This window comes from Weeksella sp. HMSC059D05 (genome assembly GCF_001809725.1).
GTDB classification, from domain to species: Bacteria; Bacteroidota; Bacteroidia; order Flavobacteriales; family Weeksellaceae; genus Weeksella; species Weeksella virosa.
Genome location: NZ_KV798524.1, coordinates 17,901 through 43,763, shown reverse-complemented (window position 1 = coordinate 43,763; position 25,863 = coordinate 17,901). Strand labels below are relative to the sequence as shown.

General features: G+C 36.9%; 23 protein-coding genes. 4 read left to right on the top strand and 19 right to left on the bottom strand.

The features are described 5' to 3' along the window. Positions 1 to 38 precede the first annotated feature (38 nt). Complete coding sequence (locus HMPREF2660_RS02780; RefSeq protein ID WP_013598007.1) at positions 39 to 812, bottom strand: TrmH family RNA methyltransferase; 774 nt, start codon at positions 810 to 812, stop codon at positions 39 to 41. 239 nt (positions 813 to 1,051) lie between these two features. Between HMPREF2660_RS02780 and HMPREF2660_RS02775 the strand changes: the two genes are divergently transcribed. The 3 genes from HMPREF2660_RS02775 to HMPREF2660_RS02760 all read left to right on the top strand — a co-directional run bounded on the left by HMPREF2660_RS02775 (position 1,052) and on the right by HMPREF2660_RS02760 (position 3,529). Beyond that, complete coding sequence (locus HMPREF2660_RS02775; protein ID WP_013598006.1) at positions 1,052 to 2,344, top strand: peptidase U32 family protein; 1,293 nt, start codon at positions 1,052 to 1,054, stop codon at positions 2,342 to 2,344. 17 nt (positions 2,345 to 2,361) lie between these two features. Further along, the gene (locus HMPREF2660_RS02770; RefSeq protein WP_013598005.1) at positions 2,362 to 2,592 is read left to right on the top strand and encodes a ferredoxin; all 231 of its coding nucleotides are present in this window, start codon (positions 2,362 to 2,364) and stop codon (positions 2,590 to 2,592) included. 346 nt (positions 2,593 to 2,938) lie between these two features. Continuing rightward, on the top strand, positions 2,939 to 3,529 hold the full coding sequence (locus tag HMPREF2660_RS02760) for a 5-formyltetrahydrofolate cyclo-ligase (RefSeq protein WP_013598004.1): 591 nt from the start codon (positions 2,939 to 2,941) through the stop codon (positions 3,527 to 3,529). Here the strand turns inward: HMPREF2660_RS02760 and HMPREF2660_RS02755 are convergent. The 17 genes from HMPREF2660_RS02755 to HMPREF2660_RS02670 all read right to left on the bottom strand — a co-directional run bounded on the left by HMPREF2660_RS02755 (position 3,442) and on the right by HMPREF2660_RS02670 (position 22,607). Beyond that, the gene (locus HMPREF2660_RS02755; RefSeq protein WP_070485556.1) at positions 3,442 to 4,071 is read right to left on the bottom strand and encodes a hypothetical protein; all 630 of its coding nucleotides are present in this window, start codon (positions 4,069 to 4,071) and stop codon (positions 3,442 to 3,444) included. The genes HMPREF2660_RS02760 and HMPREF2660_RS02755 overlap by 88 nt on opposite strands. Then, a complete protein-coding gene (locus tag HMPREF2660_RS02750; protein ID WP_070485555.1) occupies positions 4,052 to 5,152 on the bottom strand; it encodes a hypothetical protein in 1,101 nt (366 codons plus the stop codon). The genes HMPREF2660_RS02755 and HMPREF2660_RS02750 overlap by 20 nt, the downstream gene beginning before the upstream one ends. 614 nt (positions 5,153 to 5,766) lie before the next feature. Then, positions 5,767 to 6,888, bottom strand: a complete 1,122-nt coding sequence (locus HMPREF2660_RS02740; RefSeq protein ID WP_070485554.1) for a GNAT family N-acetyltransferase — start codon at positions 6,886 to 6,888, stop codon at positions 5,767 to 5,769. A gap of 46 nt (positions 6,889 to 6,934) precedes the next feature. Then, on the bottom strand, positions 6,935 to 7,585 hold the full coding sequence (locus tag HMPREF2660_RS02735) for a VTT domain-containing protein (RefSeq protein ID WP_013598000.1): 651 nt from the start codon (positions 7,583 to 7,585) through the stop codon (positions 6,935 to 6,937). A 63-nt stretch (positions 7,586 to 7,648) separates the two neighbouring features. Then, positions 7,649 to 8,302 carry a DedA family protein gene (locus tag HMPREF2660_RS02730; protein WP_013597999.1) on the bottom strand — a complete coding sequence of 218 codons (654 nt, stop codon included), beginning with the start codon at positions 8,300 to 8,302 and terminating at the stop codon, positions 7,649 to 7,651. A 9-nt stretch (positions 8,303 to 8,311) separates the two neighbouring features. Then, positions 8,312 to 8,677 carry a YraN family protein gene (locus HMPREF2660_RS02725; protein ID WP_013597998.1) on the bottom strand — a complete coding sequence of 122 codons (366 nt, stop codon included), beginning with the start codon at positions 8,675 to 8,677 and terminating at the stop codon, positions 8,312 to 8,314. Continuing rightward, entirely contained in the window at positions 8,677 to 9,312 is a 636-nt protein-coding gene (gene upp, locus HMPREF2660_RS02720) for a uracil phosphoribosyltransferase (RefSeq protein WP_070485553.1), read from the bottom strand. The genes HMPREF2660_RS02725 and upp overlap by 1 nt, the downstream gene beginning before the upstream one ends. Positions 9,313 to 9,320: 8 nt before the next feature. Beyond that, positions 9,321 to 10,253: a S66 peptidase family protein gene (locus tag HMPREF2660_RS02715; RefSeq protein ID WP_070485552.1), complete on the bottom strand. Its 933-nt coding sequence runs from the start codon at positions 10,251 to 10,253 to the stop codon at positions 9,321 to 9,323. 78 nt (positions 10,254 to 10,331) lie between these two features. Then, positions 10,332 to 12,791 carry a TonB-dependent receptor gene (locus tag HMPREF2660_RS02710; RefSeq protein WP_255356405.1) on the bottom strand — a complete coding sequence of 820 codons (2,460 nt, stop codon included), beginning with the start codon at positions 12,789 to 12,791 and terminating at the stop codon, positions 10,332 to 10,334. A 225-nt stretch (positions 12,792 to 13,016) separates the two neighbouring features. After that, positions 13,017 to 13,883, bottom strand: a complete 867-nt coding sequence (gene nadC, locus HMPREF2660_RS02705; protein WP_070485550.1) for a carboxylating nicotinate-nucleotide diphosphorylase — start codon at positions 13,881 to 13,883, stop codon at positions 13,017 to 13,019. Continuing rightward, positions 13,880 to 14,743, bottom strand: coding sequence for a hypothetical protein (locus HMPREF2660_RS02700; RefSeq protein WP_070485549.1), 864 nt, complete (start codon positions 14,741 to 14,743; stop codon positions 13,880 to 13,882). Before HMPREF2660_RS02700 ends, nadC begins: the two co-directional genes overlap by 4 nt. Next, entirely contained in the window at positions 14,740 to 16,185 is a 1,446-nt protein-coding gene (nadB, locus tag HMPREF2660_RS02695) for an L-aspartate oxidase (protein ID WP_317039361.1), read from the bottom strand. The genes HMPREF2660_RS02700 and nadB overlap by 4 nt, the downstream gene beginning before the upstream one ends. 91 nt (positions 16,186 to 16,276) lie before the next feature. Further along, on the bottom strand, positions 16,277 to 17,281 hold the full coding sequence (gene nadA, locus HMPREF2660_RS02690; RefSeq protein ID WP_070485548.1) for a quinolinate synthase NadA: 1,005 nt from the start codon (positions 17,279 to 17,281) through the stop codon (positions 16,277 to 16,279). 100 nt (positions 17,282 to 17,381) lie between these two features. Next, a complete protein-coding gene (locus HMPREF2660_RS02685; protein WP_070485547.1) occupies positions 17,382 to 19,745 on the bottom strand; it encodes a transglycosylase domain-containing protein in 2,364 nt (787 codons plus the stop codon). Further along, on the bottom strand, positions 19,745 to 20,221 hold the full coding sequence (locus HMPREF2660_RS02680; RefSeq protein WP_070485546.1) for a gliding motility lipoprotein GldH: 477 nt from the start codon (positions 20,219 to 20,221) through the stop codon (positions 19,745 to 19,747). Before HMPREF2660_RS02680 ends, HMPREF2660_RS02685 begins: the two co-directional genes overlap by 1 nt. Next, the gene (locus HMPREF2660_RS02675; protein ID WP_070485545.1) at positions 20,193 to 21,656 is read right to left on the bottom strand and encodes a PSP1 domain-containing protein; all 1,464 of its coding nucleotides are present in this window, start codon (positions 21,654 to 21,656) and stop codon (positions 20,193 to 20,195) included. Before HMPREF2660_RS02675 ends, HMPREF2660_RS02680 begins: the two co-directional genes overlap by 29 nt. 87 nt (positions 21,657 to 21,743) lie before the next feature. Then, the gene (locus tag HMPREF2660_RS02670) at positions 21,744 to 22,607 is read right to left on the bottom strand and encodes an MBL fold metallo-hydrolase (RefSeq protein ID WP_070485544.1); all 864 of its coding nucleotides are present in this window, start codon (positions 22,605 to 22,607) and stop codon (positions 21,744 to 21,746) included. A 115-nt stretch (positions 22,608 to 22,722) separates the two neighbouring features. Between HMPREF2660_RS02670 and gltX the strand changes: the two genes are divergently transcribed. Further along, positions 22,723 to 24,231 carry a glutamate--tRNA ligase gene (gene gltX / locus HMPREF2660_RS02665; RefSeq protein WP_013597986.1) on the top strand — a complete coding sequence of 503 codons (1,509 nt, stop codon included), beginning with the start codon at positions 22,723 to 22,725 and terminating at the stop codon, positions 24,229 to 24,231. Between the two features lie 138 nt (positions 24,232 to 24,369). Here gltX and HMPREF2660_RS02660 read toward each other — a convergent pair whose 3' ends face one another. Further along, complete coding sequence (locus tag HMPREF2660_RS02660) at positions 24,370 to 25,680, bottom strand: OmpA family protein (RefSeq protein WP_070485543.1); 1,311 nt, start codon at positions 25,678 to 25,680, stop codon at positions 24,370 to 24,372. Between the last annotated feature and the right edge of the window lie 183 nt (positions 25,681 to 25,863).

Sequence of the window (25,863 nt, the reverse complement as noted above, 5' to 3'; positions counted from 1 at the left end):
AATAGCCTAATTGGATGAGAAGACAAATAATTATAGTACTAAAGTCTTTGTCTCACCGCTTCATAAACACAAATCGCAGCTGCATTGCTCACATTGAGCGAATCGACCTTGCCCAGCATCGGGATTTTGATCAACACATCCGATTCATCAGCCCAAAAATCAGACAACCCAGTGGCTTCGGTTCCCAAAACAATCGCCGAAGAAGAGCTGAAATCCATCTCATACAAACTTTTGGTATTGTCTCGCAAAAAGGTAGAAACGATCTGTATGTTATTGTTTTTCAGGAAATTTAAAACTTCTTCTTTGCTGCCCGAAGCGATTTGGTTGGTAAACAAAGTTCCGACCGAAGAACGTATCACATTCGGATTGTAGAAATCAACCGTTTCGTCGCAAACAATCACTGCATCCACTTTTGCGCCATCGGCTGTACGTAAAATTGCACCTAAATTCCCGGGTTTTTCGACTGCTTCTAGAACCAAAATCAAGGCATTTTCTGGTAGTTCTACCCCCGATAAATTGTTTTCTTTTGTCGCATAAACGCCTACAATTCCGCCCGTTGTTTTTCTGTATGCAATTTTTTCAAAGACGGGTTTATTCACTTTGTAGATCTTTCCGTTTTCTAACGGAAGATTATCATCAAAAATATCCTCGCAAATATAAAATTCCAACGCCCGAAAACCACCTTCTATCGCCAAGCGATTTTCTTGTAATCCTTCTACTACAAAGGTATTCTGTTTTTTTCTTTCCCTGGATTTTTCTTGTAGTTTGAGAAGATTTTTTATTTTCGGATTTTGTAAACTTTCTATATGCATACTACAAAAATACAGTAAAATATCATCAAAAATAGCTTCTTCTGTTCGATTCTTGTTGGGTGAAAAACAAAGTCTAAATCTATAGTTTGATTGTAATTAGAAGGCAAATATTCATAAAGACAACATAGTCAAGTGAATGCAAAGAATGCTAAACCTTCGCAAAAGCATTAAACCTAAAAAATAGTAAGAAAAACTCCTGTGATTTTTTTGTACCTTTGCAACTTAAATAATATTAGAATATGACCAAAGATGGAAAAATGGAGTTGATGGCTCCTGCTGGTAATTTCGAGTCTTTACAAGCAGCCCTTGATAATGGTGCAGATTCTGTATATTTTGGTGTAGACCAATTGAATATGCGTGCACGTGCCTCGATTAATTTCACAATAGATGATTTACCCGAAATTGTGAAACGTTGCGAATCATTTGGTGTACGTTCTTACCTTACCCTCAATACGATTATCTACGATCACGATTTGTCATTGATCAAGGTATTGCTAGACAAAGCCAAAGAAGCCAATATTACGGCGGTAATTGCTATGGATCAATCGGTGATTGCCTACGCACGTCAGATTGGGATGGAAGTGCATATTTCTACACAAATTAATGTAACCAATATAGAAACAGTAAAGTTCTATGCAATGTTTGCCGATACAATGGTATTGTCGCGAGAATTGAGCTTGAAACAAGTGAAAAAAATTACCGAACAAATAGAAAAAGAACAGGTCAAAGGCCCAAACGGAAATTTAGTAGAAATAGAAATTTTCGGTCATGGTGCTTTATGTATGGCTGTTTCTGGAAAATGCTATTTGAGCTTACATTCGCATAACTCTTCTGCAAATAGAGGTGCTTGCAAACAAAACTGTCGTAAGAAATATACGGTAATCGATCAGGAATCTGGATTCGAAATCGAGTTGGATAACGAGTACATGATGTCGCCGAAAGATTTATGCACGATAGAATTCTTAGATGAGGTAGTCGACGCAGGAGTAAAAGTCCTGAAAATTGAAGGTCGCGGCCGTGCGCCAGAATACGTAGCAACCGTTATTCGTTGTTACCGAGAAGCAATCGATTCGATAGCCGATGGGACATATTCTCAAGAAAAAGTAGACTATTGGATGGGCTTATTACAAACTGTTTACAATCGTGGTTTTTGGTCAGGATATTATTTGGGACAAAAATTAGGAGAATGGTCTGCAACACCAGGTTCTATGGCTACTCAGAAGAAAGTATATATCGGCAAAGGAAAACACTTTTTCCCGAAAGCCAATATCGGTGAATTTGCAATCGAAGCATACGACCTAAAAGTCGGAGATCTAATCTTGGTAACAGGCCCAACAACCGGTGCCAAAGAAATGATTGTAGAATCGATGTATGTAGATGATCAGCCGAATGAAATTGCAAGCAAAGGAGCGAGCATTACCATTCCATTGAATTTCCGAATCAGACCGTCTGATAAGCTATATAAATTGGTCAAGGTAGAAGAGCCAGGAACCCAACAGAATAATGTAGAAGAAGGTGCTTACTCGCACTAAAACAATAATATAAAAATATGGTGATTATTACCCTTCAGCGCAACAAGTGCATTGGTTGTAATTATTGTTATGAGTTAGCCCCAGAACGCTTTCGGATGTCGAAAAAAGACGGAAAATCTGTTTTATTGAAGTCAGTAGAAAAGAAAGGTTTTTTTACACTGAAAGATCCAGATCATACTATTTTCGATAGCTGTGAACGTGCAGCCAAAGCTTGCCCAGTGAATATTATTTCAGTCAAAGAAATATAAAAAATAAAATAAAAATTATTAGAAACCATTCTATTTAGGATGGTTTTTTTTGTTTTGTTATTCACTTATTTTTGGATAGAACTTTATAAATTATCTTGCTGATAATCCCAACAAAAAACAGCTTTTTGTAGAAAACAAATTTTAGAACAAAAGAAAAAAGTAACTTTGACCATAAAGATTTCTTTTGAATAGCTGTTGTTCTGTGCACTTTTCTTTACTTTGTATAGTACAAATGATTTAGATACTTTGTAAATTGGATACACTATTGCGAGAAGAAAAGTCAGGAGAACTCTATATCAAAATGTTTTTGAATTATTATATTATTGAATAATTTTTGGGGTAGAATATGAAATTGACGAAAAAAGAAGCAAGAGATTATTTCAGAACCAAGCGTAAACAAATGTCAGCAACTGAAGTTGAAGAATTGAGTGAGCAGATTTTTCATCAATTGCAGCGTATAGACTTTTCTGATGTCGATGTTTTTCATATTTTCTTACCGATAAAAAGCAACAATGAAATCAATACTTGGCCCATTATCGAATGGCTTTTTTCTTTAGGGAAACGAGTGGTCGTACCGATTGTAGAAGGAAATGAAATGATAAGTGCCGAGGTGCAATCATCTTTTCCGATACGGATTGGGAAATTTTCTATTCCCGAACCCGAAGTATTCTCGGTGATTGATTCAACACAAATCGAGGTAATTTTTCTGCCAATGTTTGTGGCAGATTTGCAAGGTAATCGAGTTGGGTATGGTGGCGGTTTTTATGATCGTTTTCTACAATCAACCGCTGAAAATGTGCAGAAAATTGGGTTGAGTTTTTTTTCGCCTGTAGAGCAAATAACCGATATTCATCGAGGTGATGTACCTCTAGATGCGATGGTGTCGTCTACAGAAATACTGTCTTTCGGTGGAAAATCATTCAACGTTTTGAAGTAGAATTTGAATTCTTTCACAAATTTTTGTGGATCTTTTTTCAAAACCAAAATACTAATTCTCTCATTCGATTCTATTAATTTTTTATCGGCAGCAAAATAATTTACGGTATAATGAATACGTTTCAAAGTGTCAGAATAAATCGAATCTAGAGGATTAGAATGTAAACTATTTATCGAAGTAAATTTAACGTTCTTGCTCCGTAAATCTTTCAAAACATGCATAATTTCTACCGTATCTTTTGGTGAAAAATATGATTTCAATTGACTCCATAACATATGCGATAAAACAGAGTCTTGCGTATTCACGGCTAAGGTAGATAGCTCGTAAAATTCACGTAATTTTTGTTTACTGATAAAGTCTATTGCCTGGGTAGAGTCCATTTTCGTACCCAAAGAAGTGTGGTCGTTTTTGTACGATTTTATCTCATCTGGATTATAATCTCCATGATAAGTAGAACCCTTTTTACAAGTCACTAACCAAAAAAAACTAAAGAAAAACAGCCCAAACAAGAGCCAGTTTTTTTTACGGTAATTCTGTTTCATCTTGTTGAATTTTGAATTTTAGTTTAACAATTTTTCCTTGTTTGTTTCGTTCAGATTCAATCAAGGTATAGTTTTTTAGGGTAGAGGTGGGTAGGGTCATTAGGTTGATATACTGCTGTTTAGAAAGTATTTCTACGCCAAAAACATCATTGTCATAAACCTGATAAATCAACGCATTATCGTCGATCATCTGGTTAAGTTTTTTGATTCTTTCTTTCAGATTCTTTGCCGAGTGAGAATAGTAATGCAGCATAACTTTATAGTCATCTGGGTTGAGGACAATTCGTTCTGTTTCTCGGTAATTATTTAGGTTAATACGCAAAGTGTCTACCTTGTGGTAGGGTGAACTAACCGCCATTTTTAGAGTGTCTCTTGGGCTCTCAAACATCACACAACCCGATGTTGTATTCAATACCAGTGGAGTAAATCCTTCTCGGAAAATTGTAACTTCTATTGGCGTTTTTATCGGTGCAACACGGTCAGAATCGATGAAACAAAATTCATAAGTCTTGTCAGTAAAAAAAGCTTTATACATGCCAAAAATTACGCTACCCAGTAAAAGGACCAAACCTGCCCCAATGGCAATCCATTTTTTTTGTTTTTTCTTCTCTTCTTTTTGTTCGTTAACCTTTTCTGTATCGGGGACCAAAATTTCTTCTTTCTTTGGTTTATTCTCTATCAATGGCAGACCAATATTTTCTTTTTTTTCGGTCGGAGAAATTTTCTGAGGAAGAGTATCAGCGAGTATGATTTCTGCTTTGGGTTTTTCGGGTTTATTAAAAAACTCAACTTCCTTTTTGTGTACAAATTGTGCCCAATTTCGGTAACCGCAATATTGTGCCAAAAGATTGAGCATGTCGATTCGTGGAAGTTTTTTGAATTCGGTTTTGAAGTACGTATAAAACCATTTTTCACTTACCGACGACTTGGTCTTCTGCAACAAATCTTCCTGAAAGTTGCTAATGTCCAAGCCTCGCCAATCACTAATATTGGGTGATTGAGCAGAATTCTCTTGCAAAAATTTTCTTGCAATCGAATCTTTTAGTAAATCAAATATTTCTTTATCGGTGAATTTGCTCAATGTGATTAGGCTTTTTCAATGTTACAAAAATAAGAAATTATTTATCATCCTTTTCATCTCCTCTCAACACCATAAAATCTTTTTTGGTAGGATGAACTACACTGCATTTATAATAAAATAATAAATAAAACAAAACGTAGAATCTTGTTTAGACAAAGATTTATTGCACGATACAGATAATTGCCAAAACCACAATACTAAATCTCTTTGGCAGTATATTTTTATCGATAAGTTTTTATTTAGGGTTTTGTAGACAGGATAGATTAAATGGCGGTTTGTTCGGATTCCAAGAAAAATACAGATTAAATTTAATAATCTATTCTAATTTGATCAATATGAAGATTTTCTCTAGATTTATTTTTTCTATTATCAACTCTCTTTCTACCAAAGATTTTAATAAAGGTGAATATGCTCCAACGATAAACAATCCAACAAATGGGAAATGTTTATTTTTCTAAAAGATAAGAACCAATACTGACGGCTCCTGACAATATGAAAGAAGAAGATATTGGCTTGCTGTTGTATTATAAACCTGCTGCTGGACATAGGTTGAATAATAATGTATGGAAAATGAAATAAGAAGCCGAAAAATCTACCCGAACGAGTAGATTCTTTTAGTTAATATCTTTCCTGAAAGTACTTCTTTTTTTATGGATTTTGGGTGAAAAATCTTTCCAAAGCTGCTGAACTTTAATATTCTCTTCGAGTAAGGGATTGGTTTCCATAGTTTCGATTCCTCTTGCTCGGAAATTTCTATACAAATCTCTAAAAATCAAAGCATGTAAACCCTTGTTTTGGTAGGCAGGATCGATCCCGATAAGATAAAACTCTGCATGGTTGTTTTTCCTTAGCGCTTGCAATAAGTGCCACCACCCGAAAGGGAAAAGTCGACCCTTTGTTTTCTGGTAGGCTTTGGAGAAAGAAGGCATCGTAATGGCAAAAGCAACCATTTTCTTCTCTTCATTTTCGATACATACCACAAAATCTGGATGGATAAACTTCAGATATTTCTTTTTATAATGCTCTACCTGATCAGCCGAAATCGGCACGAAACTTTGTAGGTCAGCGTAGGTCTTATTCAATAGATTGAATAATTCGTCGGCGTGTTGTACCAAATCTTTCGAGTTTTTGAATTTCATAACCCGAACATTGAATCTTTTCTCGATGATCTTTCCTATGCGCGATATCTCATTCACCTTGCCTAAATTATCAATATCCATCAGGTATTCTACCCAAGAAGCTTCAGGTCGATAACCTAAACTGATCATATGTTTCGGATAATACTCATAATTATAGAGACCAATCATGGTGGGCAAATAATCAAAACCTTCGGTAAGCATTCCAGCCTTGTCCATATTAGAGAAGCCCATTGGTCCCTCTACATAAGTCAGTTGATGCTTTTTTGCCAAATCTTCTGCTTTTTGTAACAAAGCTTTAGCCACCTCAATATCATCAATAAAGTCAAACCAGCCGAAACGAACTTTTTTCTTTTTCAGATTATTCACTTCCTCCCAGTTGATGATGGTTGCTATCCTACCAACTATTTTATTATCGCGATATGCTAGGTAAAAATGAGCAGTTACTTCGTTGAAAATTTCGTTAGAAGGATGAAAAGATTGTTTTTCATTTCGGATGATAGACGGTACCCAATAAGGGTCGTTTTTGTACAAGGTGAAAGGAAATTTCACAAAGTTGTCCATATTTTTTTCGGTTTGTACTTCCTTTACTTCAAGCATCGATATGTAAGTTTTTATTCTTTTGTTCGGTAGTTTAAATTAGTTTTTATGATTCGCTTTTCGAGCAAAATTTCTCTCGGATCAATTCGTAAATCATAGGAAACAAAGATAAGCTGATTATTAGGATAATGACAATTTCGAAGTTTTCTTTTACGGTCTGATTTTTCCCAAGAAAATAACCAAGTAAAGTGATAAGGAGTACCCAAAGTACACCACCGATGATATTGAACCGTAAAAAGGTTGGGTAATGCATACGCGAAATTCCGGCTATAAAGGGAGCAATGGTTCTTACTAGCGGTACAAATCTGGCTATGATTATGGTTTTTTTTCCGTACTTATCGAAGAAGTGTTCTGTTTTTTGCAAAGCTTTATCTTGGATTATTTGCTTGCCAAATAGTTTCTTTTTGAGGAGTTTCAGTCCGACTTTCAATCCGATAAAATAGTTCAAGGTGTCGCCCAAAATAGCTGCAGCAATTAGCAAGGATAAAACTATGTAAATATGCAAATATTGAGGGTAGCTTGCTGTCAGCATTCCTGCAGCGAATAGCAAAGAATCTCCAGGTAAAAAGGGCATGAAAACCAAACCTGTTTCTATGAAAATTAATAAAAACAGAAAAAGGTATAACCAAGTCTGATACTGCATCAGAAAGCTTTCTAAATATTGGTCGATGTGTAAAAGATAATCTATGACTTCCATCTAAGCAAGGTACAAAAAAACTCAGTTCGAGAACTGAGTTTTATACCATATAAAAATAATATTTTATGCTTTTTTCTTCATTTTTTCCTTGGCCACTTCGAAGATGATTGGCAATAAAGAAATCACGATGATAATGAGTACTACTTTCGAGAAGTTATTTTTGATAAACGGTATGTCTCCCAAGAGATAACCTGCCAAAGTAATACCGAAAATCCAAATAAAACCTCCCAGTACATTATATAATAGGAAAGTCGTATAACGCATGTGACCGATGCCTGCTACGAAAGGGGCCAAGGTTCTTACGATAGGTACGAAGCGAGCGATAACAATGGTTTTAGAACCATACTTTTCGTAGAATTGATGTGTTTTGTCAAGATGTTCTTGTTGGACAAATTGTTTACCAAAGATGCGTGTTTTTACTGCTTTCATTCCCAGCTCTCGACCAATGGTATAGTTGAGTGTGTCGCCCAATACAGCGGCAACAAAGAGAATGAGCATCATCACAACTACGTTGAGGTCATTGGGCTGAGCAGCTAACATACCGGCAGCAAACAGCAAAGAGTCGCCAGGCAAAAAAGGCATTACAACCACACCTGTTTCTACAAAAATTATGAGAAATAATATACCATAGAGCCACAAACCATACTCGTTTGCGAAGTAGGTTAGGTGTTGGTCGATATGCATGATAAAATCGAATGCTTGTTGAATAATTTCCATAGTTGAGTATTAATTTTCTAAAGCATTGAAGGCGTTTTCTATGTGCTTAATGCTCCAAATGTTGTTTGTTTTTGTGAGTGCTAAAATATCAAAACGAACCGAAAGATGATAATTATTTTTCTGGATATATGCATCTGCTGCCAAAATTAGTCTTTTTTGCTTGGCTTTGGTAACGGCAAGTTCTGGTTCTGTAAAAAAAGTATTGGATCTTGCTTTCACCTCACAAATCACAATTTCTTGCTCATGTTGAGCGATAATATCTATCTCGGCTTTTTGATAATAGAAGTTACGGTCAAGAATTTTGTAATTCTTTTCTATAAGAAACTGACAGGCTTTTACTTCGGCTTCTCGACCAAAATCAAAATGCTGTGCCATTATTTTGTGCCGTATAAACGATCCCCTGCATCACCCAGGCCTGGTACGATATAGCCGTTTTCGTCTAGTCGTTCATCGAGTGCAGCTAAATAAATAGGCACTTCTGGATAGGCATCGTGTACAGCTTTTACCCCCTCGGGACATCCTACCAAAGAGGCTAATCTAATTTTTTTTGCCCCGTTTTTTTTAAGGATTTCTATAGCTTTTACAGAGGAACCACCTGTAGCTAACATAGGGTCAACTAAGATGACATCTCGAGATGCTAAATCAGAGGGCAGTTTGCATAAATATTCTACTGGTAATAGAGTTTCGTGATCACGGTAGATCCCAATATGCCCAATTTTTGCAGTCGGAATAAGTTGATGGATTCCTTCTACCATTCCCAGTCCAGCACGGAGAATCGGGATAATTGCCATGTCGTTTCCTTTGATTTTATATCCTTTTGTTTTGGTAATTGGTGTTTCGATTTCGATTTCTTCTGTTTCTAAATCACGTGTGATTTCGTAACACATTAGACCCGAAATTTCATCGACCAATTCACCAAACATTTTGGTTGTGGTATTGCGGTCGCGCATTTGGGTAATTTTGGCTTTTACCAACGGATGATCGATAACGGTTAAGTTATTTGTTTGCATAAGGTATCTTAAATATAGGTCAAATTTACGGAATTTGATTGAATCTTCAGTTCTACTTTTGCACCAAAACGCATCGCCATATTATGACCCGTATGCCCGGCAGGTACATGAAAAGCAACCGGAATCTGTAAATCTTTTACGTATTGATGAATGATCTGAAGGCTCATCGGGTCGAAAGCTTTTTCGAAATCGGTAGTGTTTTCTTCTTCTACATCCATACGTGTAAAATTTCCGACCAGAATCCCTCTCAGTTTTTGTAAGATTCCGGCTCGTTGCAAGCTCATCATCATTCGATCTACATGGTACCAGTTTTCGTACCAGTCTTCTATCAATAGTATTTTATTTTCGGGGTTTATCGAAGTTTCTGATCCGAGGAGACTATAGAGAATAGAGAGGTTACCACCGAGCAAGATTCCGGTTGTTTCACCAGTGATATTGGTAGGATGAGCCAAAAGCGGATAGGTAGGATTTTCGCCAATGAGTAGTTGTCGAACACTCTCGTACGTGGATGGGTGATAGAGTGTATGGGCTAATTTTTTCACGACCATTCCGTGGATAGATTGGTAACCGAGTTGTTGTAATTTGGTATGAAAAACGGTGATATCCGAGTAGCCGATAATCCATTTTGGAGATTGAGCAAAGCGTGAAAAATCTAAGGAATCGATGAGTTGTATAGCGCCATATCCGCCACGAGCGCACCAAATTGCTTGGATGTTTGGGTTGTCTAATGCTTCCTGAAAATCGTGTAAACGCTGTTGGGTTGTTCCGGCGTAGGCGTAACCAAATTGGTGTTGCGCATAGATATTTTTTCCTACCAAAACCTTGAAACCCCAAGCTTTTATCATTTTGATTTCTTGGTCTAGTTCGTTGGGTAGTATTCTTTTAGAAGGAGCAACGATGGCGATGGTATCTCCTTGTTGTAAAAATTTGGGTTGTATCATAGTGCGAATGTAAAAGAAAAAGGCGAACCGAAGTCCGCCTTTTAAATATTTGATATGATAAAATATCGTTTTCTGAAATTAGAAGCTGTATGACACAGAAGCGTTCCAAGTTCTTCCTAGTCCGTAACCGTATCCATTTCTGTTTTCACGGATAATATATTGGTCGTTGAACAAGTTTTTGATATTACCTCTTAAGCGTAATTTTTGAGTTCCGAATTTCAATTCGTACGAAGCTCCTAAATCTACTTTTGCATATGGAGATAATTCGTTTGGCTTGTATGGTTTCCCGTTATGTAAATTGGTTACCAATTGTTTAGCATCAACTTGCGAATAAATATTAGCGTAGTAGTTGAAGTCCATATCTACAGAGAAAGAACGAGTTACGTCTAATTTAGTACCTAAACCGAAAGTGAATTGTGCAGCATCACCAACTTTTACACCTGTAAGGTCTACATCATCATATTGTGTTACGATTGTGCCAGCATCGTTGTTTCTACGTTGCATTGGCGTAGAACCATCGTATTGCCAATCACCGTAAGAAGCATATCCTCTTACTGTCCAGATGCGTTCGATTCTTGCATCAAAGTCAACTTCGATTCCTTTGTGAATTTGTGTTACGTCGTTTGCGTATTCTGAGAAATTGTAGGTTTCTAAGATGTTTCCTGCAGGATCCTTGATGATTTCTTCACCATAATCCATCAATAAGAAACGGTTACCCCACTTGGTGTAGTAAGCATTTACGTTTACGCGTAAGTTGCGTGTTTTGTAACGGTAACCTGCTTCTAGACCGGTGATTTCTTCATTGTCAACAGAAGGTTCTTGTAAGTCTACTGTATTGAAAACAAAGATGTTATCTAAGAAAGGTTGGCGAGAATAGCGACCTGCATTCACAAAAATTGCATTGTTGTCTAAGAAAGTATACGACATACCTCCTTTGATATTCCATCCAGTTTTCTTTACTTTTTCTGATTTGTGTTCAACTCCACCATAGTTCCAACGATCGAACTTTTGGTAAGATTGGTTTGATAATGCTCCTTGAGCAAATACTGTAAATCCTCCGATTTCGTATTCTGCTTGACCGAATACACCTTGGTAGTTGATGTTTTCGTTATAGTCGCGGTTAATTCTTTGATCTTTACCAGCAGTCTTGAAAAGTGCTTGCCAAGGATTTGTTGTGAAAGTTTCTGTAACAACCACTTGTTCACCTGTTACTTTATTTTTATCTGACCAACCTTTCAATCCGAACAAGTCAATCATTTGTTGATGGTGTTGCCCTTTGTAAAAACGTACATCACCACCGATGTTTAAGGTAAGACCTGCTTGTGTATCAAATGTAAAGTTAGATACAGCTCCGTACCAAGAGTGGTTGTTGACAGATGCACGTATTGCTGCATTGCTGATTGGGTTTCCGTTGCTATCTACTCCACCATTGTTTCCGATTCCGTCTTGGTCTAATAAGTTATTCGCTTCGATTTTGTCGAAATCGATATATCCTCTACCCTTTAATCCTCCTATTGTAGTGCTTGATGCTCTACCAACTCCCGAGGTTCCACCACCTGTACCAACAGATGCGTAAGCAACGGTAGATAAGTTCATTTTATCGTTGATTGTCCAGTCCCAGTTAAGGTTTGCTACTGGTTTGTGGTAATAGTTACGACGTAAGTTTTTTCCTTCACCTTTGTAGTATCCGTAGGTTGAGTTGTATTTTTTATCTCCACCCATTTCTTCCCATTGACTTTCACTTTTTGTAGAGTAGTTTTGGTCGTGCCATTGTGGTGCACCAAAAACCATGAAGTTGATGTTATGGTCTTCATTTGGTTTGTATCCTATCGAGATGAAGTACGCTTGACCTTGTCCGCCAGTTCCGTAAGCATACTTACGATGAGCTTGCCAATGGTTTAATAAAATAGAGAATCCCCATTTTCCTTTCAAACCAGTGTCGTACGACAATGTTCCTCCGAAGTAACTATCGTTTCCTGCTACAAAACGAGCAAAACCACCTTCTCTTCTTTCGGTTGCTTTAGTAACGATGTTTACAGTACCTCCTACAGAAGAAATTGCTAATTTAGAAGAACCTAAACCACGTTGTACCTCTATAGCATTCGCTACCTCGTTCATAGCCGACCAGTTCGACCAATAGATATTACCATCTTCCATACCATTAATTGGTTGCCCGTTTAATAAGAAAGCGGTATTTTGTTCTGTGAATCCACGTAAATACATATGAGAATCTCCAAATCCTGATGCTTGGTCAGAAACGTAAACAGAAGGTGTGTTTGCCATAACTTCTGGGAACTCTACGTTACCCACTACTTTGTCCTGGATTTCTTGTCGAGAAATGGTAGAAACAGCCACAGGTGTTTTACGGTTCTCTTGCAAGTCGATTACCCCTTTACCGATAATCAATGTTTCTGCTAAGTTTACGGTCTCATTATCCATAATTGTATCATTTTGGATATGAGTTGATTCTGTTGGCTCAACTTGAGCGTAAGAAAGTTGTGCTGTTAAAGCGAAAGCTCCTATTAAGAATAGCTTCATTGAGTTTAACCTCATCGTAAAAAATAGTTTAATGTTTACGGTGCAAATGTCGAAACTATTTTAAGGTTTAATGTTAACTTAATGTTAATTGTAGAAAAAGAAAATATGATAAATTTCGCTTTTCTATTTGAAAATGAAAATGTTGTTAGGGGATATGCAAAAATAACCAAATATTTTTAATGTTAAAATTTTATAACTCAACACTGAGAAAAATCATAAAAAATGTTAAAAAACAATCTTCGCTTTCAAGCTCAAATCAAAATTTCTTGCCGAGTGTATGATTGCACCAGATGAGATAAAATCAACTCCTGTTTCAGCAATTGCCCGAACACTTTCTTTTGTAATACCACCAGATGCTTCTGTTGTTACTCGATTGTCTATTAATTGTACTGCTTTTCTCAGATCAGGCAATGAAAAATTGTCCAACATAATACAATCTACTTTGGCTTCTAGAGCTTCTTGCACTTCTTCTAAATTACGGGTTTCTACTTCGATTTTCAAATCGAGTTGATTTTCTTGTAAATATTTTTTTGTCTGATGAACAGCTTGCATTATCGAACCACAAAAATCGATATGATTATCTTTTAGCATCACCATATCATACAACCCAAACCGATGATTTTCTGCACCGCCAATTTTCACAGCCCATTTTTCTAACATTCGGAAATTTGGTGTCGTTTTGCGCGTATCGAGAATTTTGGTTGTGGTATGAGCAATAAGTTGCATCATTTCGTGGGCATAGGTTGCAATGCCCGACATGCGTTGCATACAGTTTAGTACTAAACGTTCTGTGGTAAGAATTTTTTGTGCATTGCCTTTTATTTCCAAGGCGATTTCTCCTTTTTCTACCCAATCTCCATCTTTTTTGTAGGCAATGAGTTCTGCGTTGGGGATGGTCTTAGAAAAAATATATTTAGCCAATTCTATCCCGGCTAAAACGCCATTATCTTTTACCAAAAGTTCGGCTGTCTGTATAGCATCTTTTGGGATGCATGCCAAGCTAGAGTGATCTCCATCACCAACATCTTCATGGAGAGCTGCTTCTATAAAAGTATCTATTTTTTCTAAGGTAATATACGAGGGTAAATTCATTTTCTGTATGTTAGGGAAACAAAGGGTGATTGATTAAATTCTTCTTTAGATTTGTATTGATAATATTCTTTCGATTCGTTGTTTTCTTCATTGAAAACCTCGATGAATACTTGGGTTGATGGATCATTGTTGAAAAAGTTCTTTAACTGTATGGTGTATTCTTTATCGTTCAGCAAGCCTTTCGTTACCAGGGTTTTGCCCGAATTAAAATTGTTTTCTATATTCTTTGCATACGGCTCTACCATGGCTAATTCTACCAAAGAATTAAACTTCCCTAAATAAATTTGTCGGTCGTCTCGGATTGCATACGTTCGTAATATATAATCGGTATCCATCCTTACTTCGATGTTTTCTTTGTCCTGTTCATTGAAAAATGTAAACAAAACTCGGTTTTCGGTATTGAAGTTCGGATAGTCTTTTTGGTTTTTTGTTAATTGAAAATTAATCGGAATTTGATATGTTACCGAAATCGGATTTTTCTGCTTATCCAAGGCTGGTCGAATGGCTAAATTTGCTTTCTTGAGTTTTGTATTCATTAAATAAAATGTAGAAAAAATAAATCCATTAAAGGTTTCGTTTTTTCCATCAACTATCACATCGCTAAATTGACCATTTTGGTTGATGGAAAACGAAATTTTTGCATTCGCTTCGGGTAATTCTATGTAGTCGGCAACAATCGTGAAATAATCCAACTCATAACGCAAAGCGTCTTGTATCTGCTTATTGAGGCAATGCGCGATAGATTCTTTCGTTTTATTATTTTCGCAACCCGGAAAAATAGGTGGCGTATTCATTTTCTGTGCCCAAACATAAGAGAAAAGCAAAAAAGTAAAAATCAAAAAGGTCGATTTTTTGTTCATACAGCAAGATCTTTATTATAATAAGTACCTTTATTTTCTTTCTGTTCCAAACTTTGCGAGATAACAAGTTCGGCAACATCTAGCATATTTCGAATCTCTAAAACTTCTCTTCCAAGGTCTATTTCTTCCCATAGAGAATCAAAAGTAGTTTTCATTTCGTTCAATTCTTCCATTGCAATGCGTAAATCCTGAAAGTTTCTAACAATTCCTACCCGTTTACTCATCATTCTTTGCAAATTAGTTCGTAGTTGCAACAAGTTAGTTCTTTCTGTTTTGTTGGACAAATTCTTTTTCGATTTGGTTTCTAGGAAAGGTTTTTCGGTAGGATGACTTACAGAGCTCGATAAAAGTTTGAATGTTTTTTCTGCAGCTCGATGTCCGAAAACCATAGCTTCTAAAAGTGAATTCGAAGCCAATCGGTTCGCTCCATGCAAGCCGGTATTGCTACATTCACCAACAGCGAAAAGATTTTCTAACGATGTTTTTCCGTCCAAATCAACAGCAATTCCACCGCACAAATAATGCGCAGCCGGAGCAACCGGGATCAAATCGGTCGAAAGATCAAAACCATTTTCCAAACAATGCCGATAGATATTCGGGAAATGGTCGATCAATGATTTTTTATCCAGATGTCGACAATCTAACCAAACATACTCTTGCTGAGTTTTTTTTATTTCTTCATCGATTGCCCTTGCGACAATGTCACGTGATGCTAATTCTGCTCGCTCATCATACCGAGCCATAAAAGCTTCTTTTTTTGCGTTGAGTAACTTAGCACCAAATCCTCTTACCGCTTCTGAAATCAGAAAAAGTTGCCCTTCTTGTTTACGATAGAAAGCTGTCGGATGAAACTGAATAAATTGCATTGCTTTTATTTCGGCATTTGCTCTTTTAGCCAGTGCAATTCCGTCGCCCGTAGCAATGGTTGGGTTGGTAGAATTCTGATAAATTTGCCCACAACCACCAGTTGCCAATAGGGTATAACGGGCAAAAATATTTTCTTTTTTTTGGTTGAGCAGATTAAATACTTTTGCCCCGAAGCACACTTTCCCGTTCATCAGTAAATCAACAGCAAACATGTGTTGTTGTATTTCTATGTTCGGGAATTTCTGTATGTTCGCTAACAAGCTTCGTTCTATTTCGGCACCTGTAGAGTCTTTGTAATGTACTATTCTGTTTTCGGTATGGCCGCCTTCTCGCCCCAAATCGAGTGTGCCTTCTTGAGAAGTATCAAACTGTGTACCCCATGCTTGTAATTCTATAAATCTTGCCGGACCTTCTGTAATTACGGTTTGTACAGCCTGCTGATTGCAAATTCCGTCGCCAGCTTGTAAAGTATCATGAATATGTTTCTTGAAACTATCATTCACGAAATCTGTGACCACCGCAACCCCTCCTTGTGCATATTTGGTGTTGGATTCATCTTTATTTGCTTTGGTGATGATTTTTACTTTTATGTCTTTTTTTGCTGTGCAATTTTCAGAGCGTATGATAAACCCGAAATTCCAGACCCGATGACTAGAACATCGTACATTAGGCTATTGTTTTTGATAATTCTAACATACGGTTGAGAGAATCAAGTGCTTTTAGACGTAGATTTTCTTCTATTACGATTTCTGGAAGTTCATATTTCATGCATAAGTATAACTTTTCGAGGGTGTTGAGCTTCATGAAAAAACATTCACTACAATGGCAAGATTCGTCTTGTACCAAAGCGGGTATCAATTTTTTATTAGGTGCAATTTTCTCCATTTCATGTAAAATTCCTTCTTCGGTTGCTACAATAAATTCGTTAGCCTTGTCTTTTTCTACATATTCTAACAAGCGCGAAGTTGATCCAATAAAATGTGCCATGCGTAGCAAATCTTCTTGTGCCTCTGGATGTGCAATAAGTTTAGCGTTAGGATTTTCGGCCATTTGTTGGGCAATTCTTTCGAGCGAAAAAGCTTCGTGTACAATACAAGAGCCATCCCAAAGAATCATTTCTCGTTGGCAAACTTGGTTGAGATAACGACCCAGATTTCGATCGGGGGCGAAAATAATTTTTTGTTCTTTTGGTATAGAATTGATGATATGCTCGGCATTGGAAGAGGTAACGATGATATCTGATTCTGCTTTTACACTAGCATCGCAATTGATATAACTGACAACTATAGCATCTGGATATTGCTTTCTAAAATCTCTCAATGCTTCACCCGAACAGGCATCTGCAAGTGAACAACCAGCTTGGGTGTCTGGTAAAATAACTTTCTTGGTAGGATTGATAATTTTAGCAGTTTCTGCCATAAAATGAACGCCGCAAAAAACAATTAAGTCGGCATTGGTTTTGGCAGCTGCACGTGCCAACTGTAGAGAATCCCCCAAATAATCGGCTAAATCTTGGATTTCTCCCGATTGGTAGTAATGTGCCAAAATTACTGCTTTTTTTTCTTTACGCATTCGATTGATTTCGGCTACAAGATCAATTCCTTCAGGGATTTTCATATCCATATAACCTTTGGTCATAAGTTGTTTTGTTGCTTGTTCTACTGTGTTCATGCTTCGAATAAATTTTATCAAAAATACATTATACTTTCGATTCTAAAAAAAAGCCCCTATTGTCTGATAATAGAGGCAAAGATTTTATTTATGATTTTTGTTATTGATTGAAATCGATTTCATCATCTTCGTCAAGATCAGGTGAACGATCTACTTTTTTCGATGGTCTGTAATTAGGGTCATCACCACCTCCTTCGATTACTTCGTCGTCATCAAAACTACCTGCACTTAGGTTGCTATACGAATGGAAGTTTTCGCATCCATTGTCATACCCTTCTGGTTTTTCGAATTTATCGGCAGAAGTAATGCCAAGTTTATTTCCCTCTTTGTAAACGCTTTGCATATAATACGACCAAATCGGTAAACTTGTATTGGCTCCTTGTCCTAGTGCAGTGCTACCAAAGTGAGCGAATCGGTCTTCTGCACCAACCCAAACGCCGGTAACCAAATTAGGGGTAAGTCCCATAAACCAACCGTCTGAGTTGTCATTTGAAGTTCCGGTTTTTCCGGCTACCTCTGCGGTAATGCCGTATTTTCTTCTAACCCAACTACCAGTTCCTCGGTCTACAACTCCTTTCATTATGTCGATCATGGTATATGCAACTTGTTCATTTACAACTTCTCTTGTTGTTGGAGAAAAGTCTTTTAATACTTTTCCTTGTCGATCTTCTATTCGTAAAATAAGTTCAGGTTTGATATAAATTCCTCCATTTGCAAAAGCACTCATTGCGCCAACCATTTCGTATACAGAGAGATCTGTCGACCCTAATGCAATTGTATTATCTTTGATGATCGGAGAAACAACTCCTAAATCTCGACACATTTGGATTACTGGGTCGATTCCGGTCTGGAGAATTAATCGTACCGAAACCATGTTGGTAGAATAGGCGAGTGCTGTACGTAAATCTTGTGAACCACCATATCGGCCATTTGCATTTCTTGGTGACCAACCGCCAATTGTGATCCGGTCATTGGATATTACAGTACATGGAGTGTATCCCATTTGGTTGATTGCGGTTGCATATACAAATGGTTTGAAGGTAGATCCTACTTGGCGTCGCGCTTGTTTCACGTGGTCGAATTTGAAGTATTCCCAGTCTATTCCGCCAACCCAAGCTTTGATTGTACCATCTTTAGGATCCATCGACATTAGACCAGCTTGCAAGATATGCTTGTGATAGATGATGGAGTCCATTAAGGTTTTCCCTTTTTCGTATTTTATTCCATCCCATGTAAAGAATTTAATCGAATCTTTTTTGGTGTTGAATCGTTTGATAATTTCTTCCTCAGTGCTTCCGTTCTCTTTCATTAATCTGTATAAATCTGTACGGCGCATGGCTTGCAAGAAGATATTATTGCGTTTTTGTTCATTTACTCCGTAGAAGGGTGCGAGTTTCCGTCCGCGTTGTTCTGCAAAAAACTGTTGTTGTAAATGTGTAAGATGTTTTTTTACTGCTGCCTCTGCCATTTTTTGCATTCTCGAGTCTAAGGTTACATAAATCTTGAGACCGTCTTTGTCTAAGTTATATCGCTTTCCGGTTTCTTTCTCGTATTGTTCTAGCCAAGCTTCGATTTCTTTTCGTAAAGCAGTTTTGAAGTATGCAGAATACGTTTCGTCTCGTTGGGTAATGAATTGGCGATCGGTTTTTACTGGAGAAGCTTTTACTGTTTCACCTTCTTCTTTCGATATTTTATTGTATTTTACCATCTGATCAATTACCAAATTGCGCTTGTCTTTTGATACGTCGGGGTATTTCAGTGGGTTGAATGCTACAGGGTTCTGAAACATTGAAACCAAGGTTGCTGATTCTGCTAAATCGAGGTCTTTGGTTTTTTTATTGAAGTAAACTTTCGATGCAGACTCGATTCCTTTTGCACCATAAATAAAATCAAATTTATTAAAGTACATAGCAATGATTTCTTCTTTGGTGTAAAGTTTTTCTAGTTGTACAGATGTTACCCATTCTTTTAATTTCTGGAAAACACGTTTCACAAAGTTTGTCGAAGGGCTTACGGTGTATAATTGTTTTGCAAGTTGTTGAGTGATTGTAGATCCTCCTCCTGAATCGCCAGCTGAAGTTACTGCACGCATTGCAGCCCGAACATCAATCCCAGAGTGCTCGAAAAACCGAATGTCTTCTTTTGCTAAAAGTGCATCGACCAAGTGAGGGGGTAAATCTTTATAGTAGATCGGGGTTCGGCTTTCTGTCTCGAAACGATCGAGTAGTACACCATCAGAAGAAATTATATCCGATGAAATATAAATATCAGGATTTTCTAGATCACGTACATTGGGTATCTCACCAAACCAACCATTCGAGGTTGCCCAAAAAATAGCAATAACTCCAAGAACTATGGCAAAAAATCCGAGCCATAAAAATTTGATAACACGGCCTACTATTCGTCCATTGTTTTCCGACTTCTTGTTTGTGGTAGATGTTTTTGTCGTTGATTTTTGTTCCATCAATTATTCGTTTTATCAACAATTAAGCTAATATCTTTAAGACCTTTTAAAACATTGGTACGCATACCTTGTTTTACCTGTATTTTATAAACTCCTGTATCTTTCAGAGGTAAGTTTTCACGTAAAATAAGTAATTGCTCTTTTGCTTGTATGCCTTTCCCAATCCAACTTCCATCGGGATTGGCAATATAATATTGCAAAGTGTCTGTCATTTCATGCCCTTTTGGATCTTTTATCGTCGTAAAAAGATACAAATTACTATATGCATAATCGGTCTTGTTTCTCAAGAGAAATGCCAAATTAGCATGTATGTCTACAGAATCTTTTACATGAAAAGAAAATTCCTTTATACTATCTTTTGCCCAACCAGCACTTAGGTCTTGGTTTTCTTGGTAGTAATGTTTCGATTCGCAACTAAAGAAAATCAAAACTAACAAAAAAGTAAAACTAATCTTTTTTACGGTTTTGTGGTCCACGATTGTATCTTTTTTTAGGTTTTGATTTTTGCTCTTGTTTCCCGTGTTGTACAGTGTTCTGCCCTTGATGTGTGTTTTTCTTGGTAGGCTGTACGTCTTGTTTTTTGATGGGATTGGCTCTTTGTTCTGTTTTGTTTTTTACAGGAACTGGCTTGCGTCTTCGTTGTTTGTGCAACGTTTTGTTTTCTTCTTCCGGTTTAGACGGTGTAGAAGGTACTTGCTGTTTGCCTGATGTCGCAGTACGGTTCTGAGGTTTTCTCTGGCGTGTTGATTGCGTCGACTGTTTTGGGTTCGATTCTTTGCTGTTTCTTTGCCTATTTTGGCGATTTCGTTTGTTCTGACTTTTGTTCTTACGATCAAAACGTTCCAATGAGTCTTCCTCTATCACATCTGTAAATACCGGTTTAGTTTCCATGATGTTTTTAGACAATTCCTCCAAAGAATCTATTTTCTGATTTTCTTTATTTAATCGAATAAATTCTTTTACATCTTCTACTGGGAATCGGTACCACAAAACACTTCCTGTATCGTACGAAAACCACATTACTCGTTTGAAAACATCTACTTTTACACAGTTTGCTAAACCATTTACAGTAAGCAGTTTAGTGTCTATGGTAGGAATATCGGTTAGTGCATCTAGATAAGTGTCGAGCTCAAAATTTAAACAGCATTTTAGTTTCCCACATTGTCCAGCTAGTTTTTGTGAGTTGATGGATAGTTGCTGGTATCGAGCAGCAGCTGTGCTAACAGATCGGAAGTCTGTCAACCATGTAGAACAGCATAATTCTCGTCCGCAAGAGCCAATACCACCAATTTTAGCTGCTTCTTGTCGGTATCCAATTTGTTTCATTTCTATTCGTACACCGAATCTGCTTGCATATTCTTTGATCAGTTGACGAAAGTCGACTCTGCCTTCTGCGGTGTAATAGAAGGTTACTTTGCTGCCATCTCCTTGGTATTCTACATCGCAAATCTTCATTTCTAGACCAAGATTATTTGCTATTATACGCGAATCTATCATGGTCTGAGTTTCTTTTTCGCGGTATAAATGCCAAGTCTCTAAATCTTTTTGGTTGGCTTTTCTGTATATTTTTTTCGCATCTTCTGTTTCTACAGATAGGTGCTTTTTTTTCATTTGTATTCGAACCAGCTCTCCGGTTAGTGTAACAACCCCGATATCGTGACCAGGATTACCTTCTACTGCAACGACATCGCCGATGCTAAGAGATAAGTTGTTTTCGTTCTTATAATATAATTTTCGATCGTTTTTGAATCGAATTTCAACAAATTCAAACGGCTTCTGACCATTTGGTAATTGCATATTGCTCAACCAATCAAAAACGGTTAGTTTTCCACAACCGTCTACGCCACAAGCTCCATTATTGTTACACCCTTTCGGGAGGCCATTTTTGGTTCCGCATGATCCACATCCCATATGACCTTTCTTTTTTTGTTATAATGACATACAAAGGTAAGCATTTTTTGTACGCCGTGATGAGTAAGTTTTTATGGTATCGTATTTTTATCCGAATATTTCATCAAATCCAAAGGTATCTTTCAGTCGAACTCCTTTTTCTGTTTGTTGAAGAGTAGCTAGCTCGTGATAGGGATCGTGTTCGAAAAATAGATAATATTCTTGTTCGACGGCTTCGTTCAGAAACTTTCCTTTTTCTTCTACTGTTAATAATGGTCGTGTATCAAAACCAATAACGTAGATCAGAGGAATGTGTCCTACGGTCGGGATAAGATCGGCAACATATACGATTTTTTTACCTTTATAGGTAATGATCGGTAGCATTTGTTTTTCGGTATGTCCATCGACAAAAAGAATATCAAAACCTAATGGAGAATTATGTATTCGGTTGGTGTTCTGAGGTAGATCGATAAAATTTAATTGTCCACTTTCTTGTATTGGTAGAATGTTTTCTTTGAGGAACGATGCTTTTTCTCTCGGATTTGGGTTTACTGCCCAATCCCAATGACTGTCATTTGACCAAAATTTTGCATTTTTAAAAGATGGTTCTAATAGGGTTTTGGTTTTGTTCCATTGTATTGCGCCACCACAATGATCGAAATGGAGGTGTGTAAGGAAAACGTCGGTGATGTCATCTCTATGAAATCCATTTTTTGCAAGGGAAGTGTCTAGGTTTTGTTCACCGTACAAATAATAATAATCAAAAAATTTATCGTCTTGTTTGTTTCCAATTCCGGTGTCAATCAAAATCAGCCGATCGCCATCTTCAATCAGAAGACATCGCATGGCTAATTCTATCATGTTTCGTTCGTCGGCAGGATTGGTTTTATTCCAGATAGATTTTGGTACGATACCAAACATCGCACCGCCATCTAATTTAAAATTTCCGGTTTCTATGCTATAAAGTTTCATTTCTTCTTGGTTTTAGACTAGAAAAGTACAATATTTTTTTTGGCTGTTCAAAATAAACTTCAAATCTGGTCAAAATCTGCTGATAAGTTTTAATTTTGTGAAAATTTAGTAAATTATGACAAAAGAAGTTCGTGTTCGTTTTGCACCAAGTCCGACCGGGCCTTTGCATATCGGAGGGGTAAGAACCGCCTTATTTAATTATTTATTTGCCAAGCATCATCAAGGTAAATTTATTTTACGAATAGAAGATACTGATCAAGCACGATTTGTAGAAGGTGCAGAAGAATACATAATCGAATCCTTGAAATGGTTGAATTTATTACCGGATGAAGGTGTTGGTTTTGGGGGTGAATATGGTCCTTATATTCAATCCGAACGAAAAGAAATTTATACCCAATATATCCATGAACTTTTGGCAAATGGAAAAGCCTATTATGCATTCGATACGGCCGAAGAATTAGATGCTTTGCGTGCAAAAGGAGAAGAATCAAAGTCACCTTTTATATACAATTGGTCTACCCGAGATAAATTGAATAACTCTCTTGGATTGAGCGAAGAGGAATTGAAAGAAAAATTAGCGACAGGTGAACCGTACACCGTTCGATTCAAGATAGAGCCTCATGAGAATATTCTATTGGATGATATGATCCGTGGTAAAATCCATATCGCCTCATCGACACTTGATGACAAGGTTTTGTACAAATCTGATGGAATGCCAACATACCATTTAGCCAATATAGTAGATGATCATCTGATGAAAATTACACACGTAATACGTGGTGAGGAATGGTTGCCATCGATGGCTTTGCACCAATTGCTGTACAAAGCTTTTGGTTGGGAAACACCTCGTTTTGCACATTTACCCTTGATTTTGAAGCCAGAAGGTAAAGGAAAGTTGAGCAAGCGCGATGGAGATAAACATGGATTTCCGGTTTTTCCGCTAGAGTGGAAAACAACCGAGGGTGTTGCAAAAGGCTATCGAGAAGAAGGTTATTTGCCCGAGGCTGTTGTTAATATGTTGGCTTTGTTGGGTTGGAATCCTGGGACTGATCAAGAGATTTTTTCTCTTGAAGAATTAGTAAGTCTTTTTACGCTAGAAAAAGTATCAAAATCAGGAGCAAGATTTTCGCCAGATAAAACGGTTTGGTTTAATCATCAATACATTCAGCAAAAATCTGCTGAAGAGTTATTGCCAATGTTCGATGCTGTATTAGCAAAACATTCTTTTTCGGTTACCGATGAGTTGAAAATAAAAGTAATTAATTTGCTGAAAAACCGTGCAAATTTTGTTCATGAAATTGTAGAGCAAGGATTGTTCTTTTTCAAAACCCCTACTAGTTATGATGAAAAAGCATTGAAAAAAGCTTGGAAAGAGGATTCGAAATCGATTTTAGAAAGTTTTAAAAATGTTTTACAAAGCACCAATTTTGATGAAACTTCTTTGCATGCGGCGATGCAGGATTTTGTGAGTACTCAAGAAATAGGTTTTGGTAAAATTGGAATGCCATTGCGTTTGGCATTGGTTGGTGCACTACAAGGGCCTGATGTGCCGGTGATTATGGAAGTGCTAGGTAAGGACGAAACTCTAGCTAGAATAGAGAATCTTCTTCGGTTCACGGCATAATAGTCTGTCGATAGCAGAAAGAAATATAATAGAAAGAGTGCTTGTAAAAAGGCACTCTTTTTTATTTGATAAGTAAGTAGAACAAAAAAAACCACATCAATTTGATGCGGTTTTTTTTATTGAGGTTATTCTAAAAAATTACTTTTTAATTTTAAAGATTACGCGTCTTGCTAATTGATGAGCAGAAACAGTTGAGTTTTGGAAAGATTTATCTTCACCCATTGCTACAACGTTTAAGTTATTTGCATTGGCACCTTGTTGTACCAAGATACGTTTAACGTTTTCTGCACGTCTTTGCGATAAGTTTTTATTGAATCCGTCAGATCCTACAGGGTCTGCATATCCGATTACGTCCATTTGTACGTTTGGATTGCGTTTCAAATATTCTGATACGAATTTGATTCCTCCTACAGAAGCTTCGTATGGCTGATCTACGTTATAGTCAAAATAAACATTGATAATACCAGAATTGATCAATTGTTCTAACAAATCAGAGTCTGCCAATACGGTTGTTGTATTGCTACCTTGGTTATTTTTGATGTATTCTTCGATGTCATCTGGAATACCGTTACCGTTATGGTCAATTGTGCGTCCTCTTGTATCTACTACAGCACCTGGTGCAGAGTTTGGTTCTAGATCTAAGTAATCTGCAACACCATCCCCATCGCTATCTTTCAACATTTCTTCGATTGCAGAAACGCGGTTAGCTAATAAAGAAGTATCGTCGGCTACCCAGTCAGCGTGGATATCATTTTTACCTAAGTAGAATGTAAGACCTAAGGTCGCATTCCATAGTGTTCCATCAAAACCTCTTCTTGCGTGTGCATCAGATGATTGACCATCCCATGCAGTGTTTTGACGAATAGTTTTGGTATAAGATAAATCTCCTGTAAGCACAACACGGTTAGATAATTTCATTTGAGGAGTTAACCCAAAAGATACAAGACCCATTTCGTCTTGATCATCTAATAAACCAGAAGTGTCTCCTTTTGTAGCATCGTTGTTCATGAAACCGTAACCAACACCTGCATGACCCAATAGTCCGAAAGTATTTGTCCAAGTCTCAAAATTCATTATTCTACCTAAGTTTGCAACACCAGATAAGTCTACACGATAAAAATTAGAACGGAAGCGTTTTGAGTCTTTACCTTCTTTTAGACGGTCGTATCCACCAGATAATTTCAAACCAAACTTAGGGTTGAACATATAGCGAATACCAAAGTTTGCATTGTAAAAACTTGGGGTTTCATTAAAATAGCCATCAGTAAAAGGCGTTGTTGCTTTGTTAGCCCCTCCTTGGAACTCGATAGACCATTTGTTATAATTCAATGGGTTGTTAAAATTATTTACTCCTTCCTCAACAACATAAACAGAGTTATTATCCTCTTGAGCATATGAAGTTGTAAACAATCCAAAGAGTAGTGTTAATGATAAAACTACTTTTTTCATAGATTTCGTATTTATATTATTAATTAATTATTTATTTATGCAAATTTACTAATGTATTTTGAAGCATTAAAATTGAGAGTGTTAAAAAAAACAACATTTTTCTTAATGCTTTTGTAAACACCGCAAAGGTTGTGCCAAAATAATTATCAAAATAAATTGGTAAGGAAAAATCCTTTAAAGTAA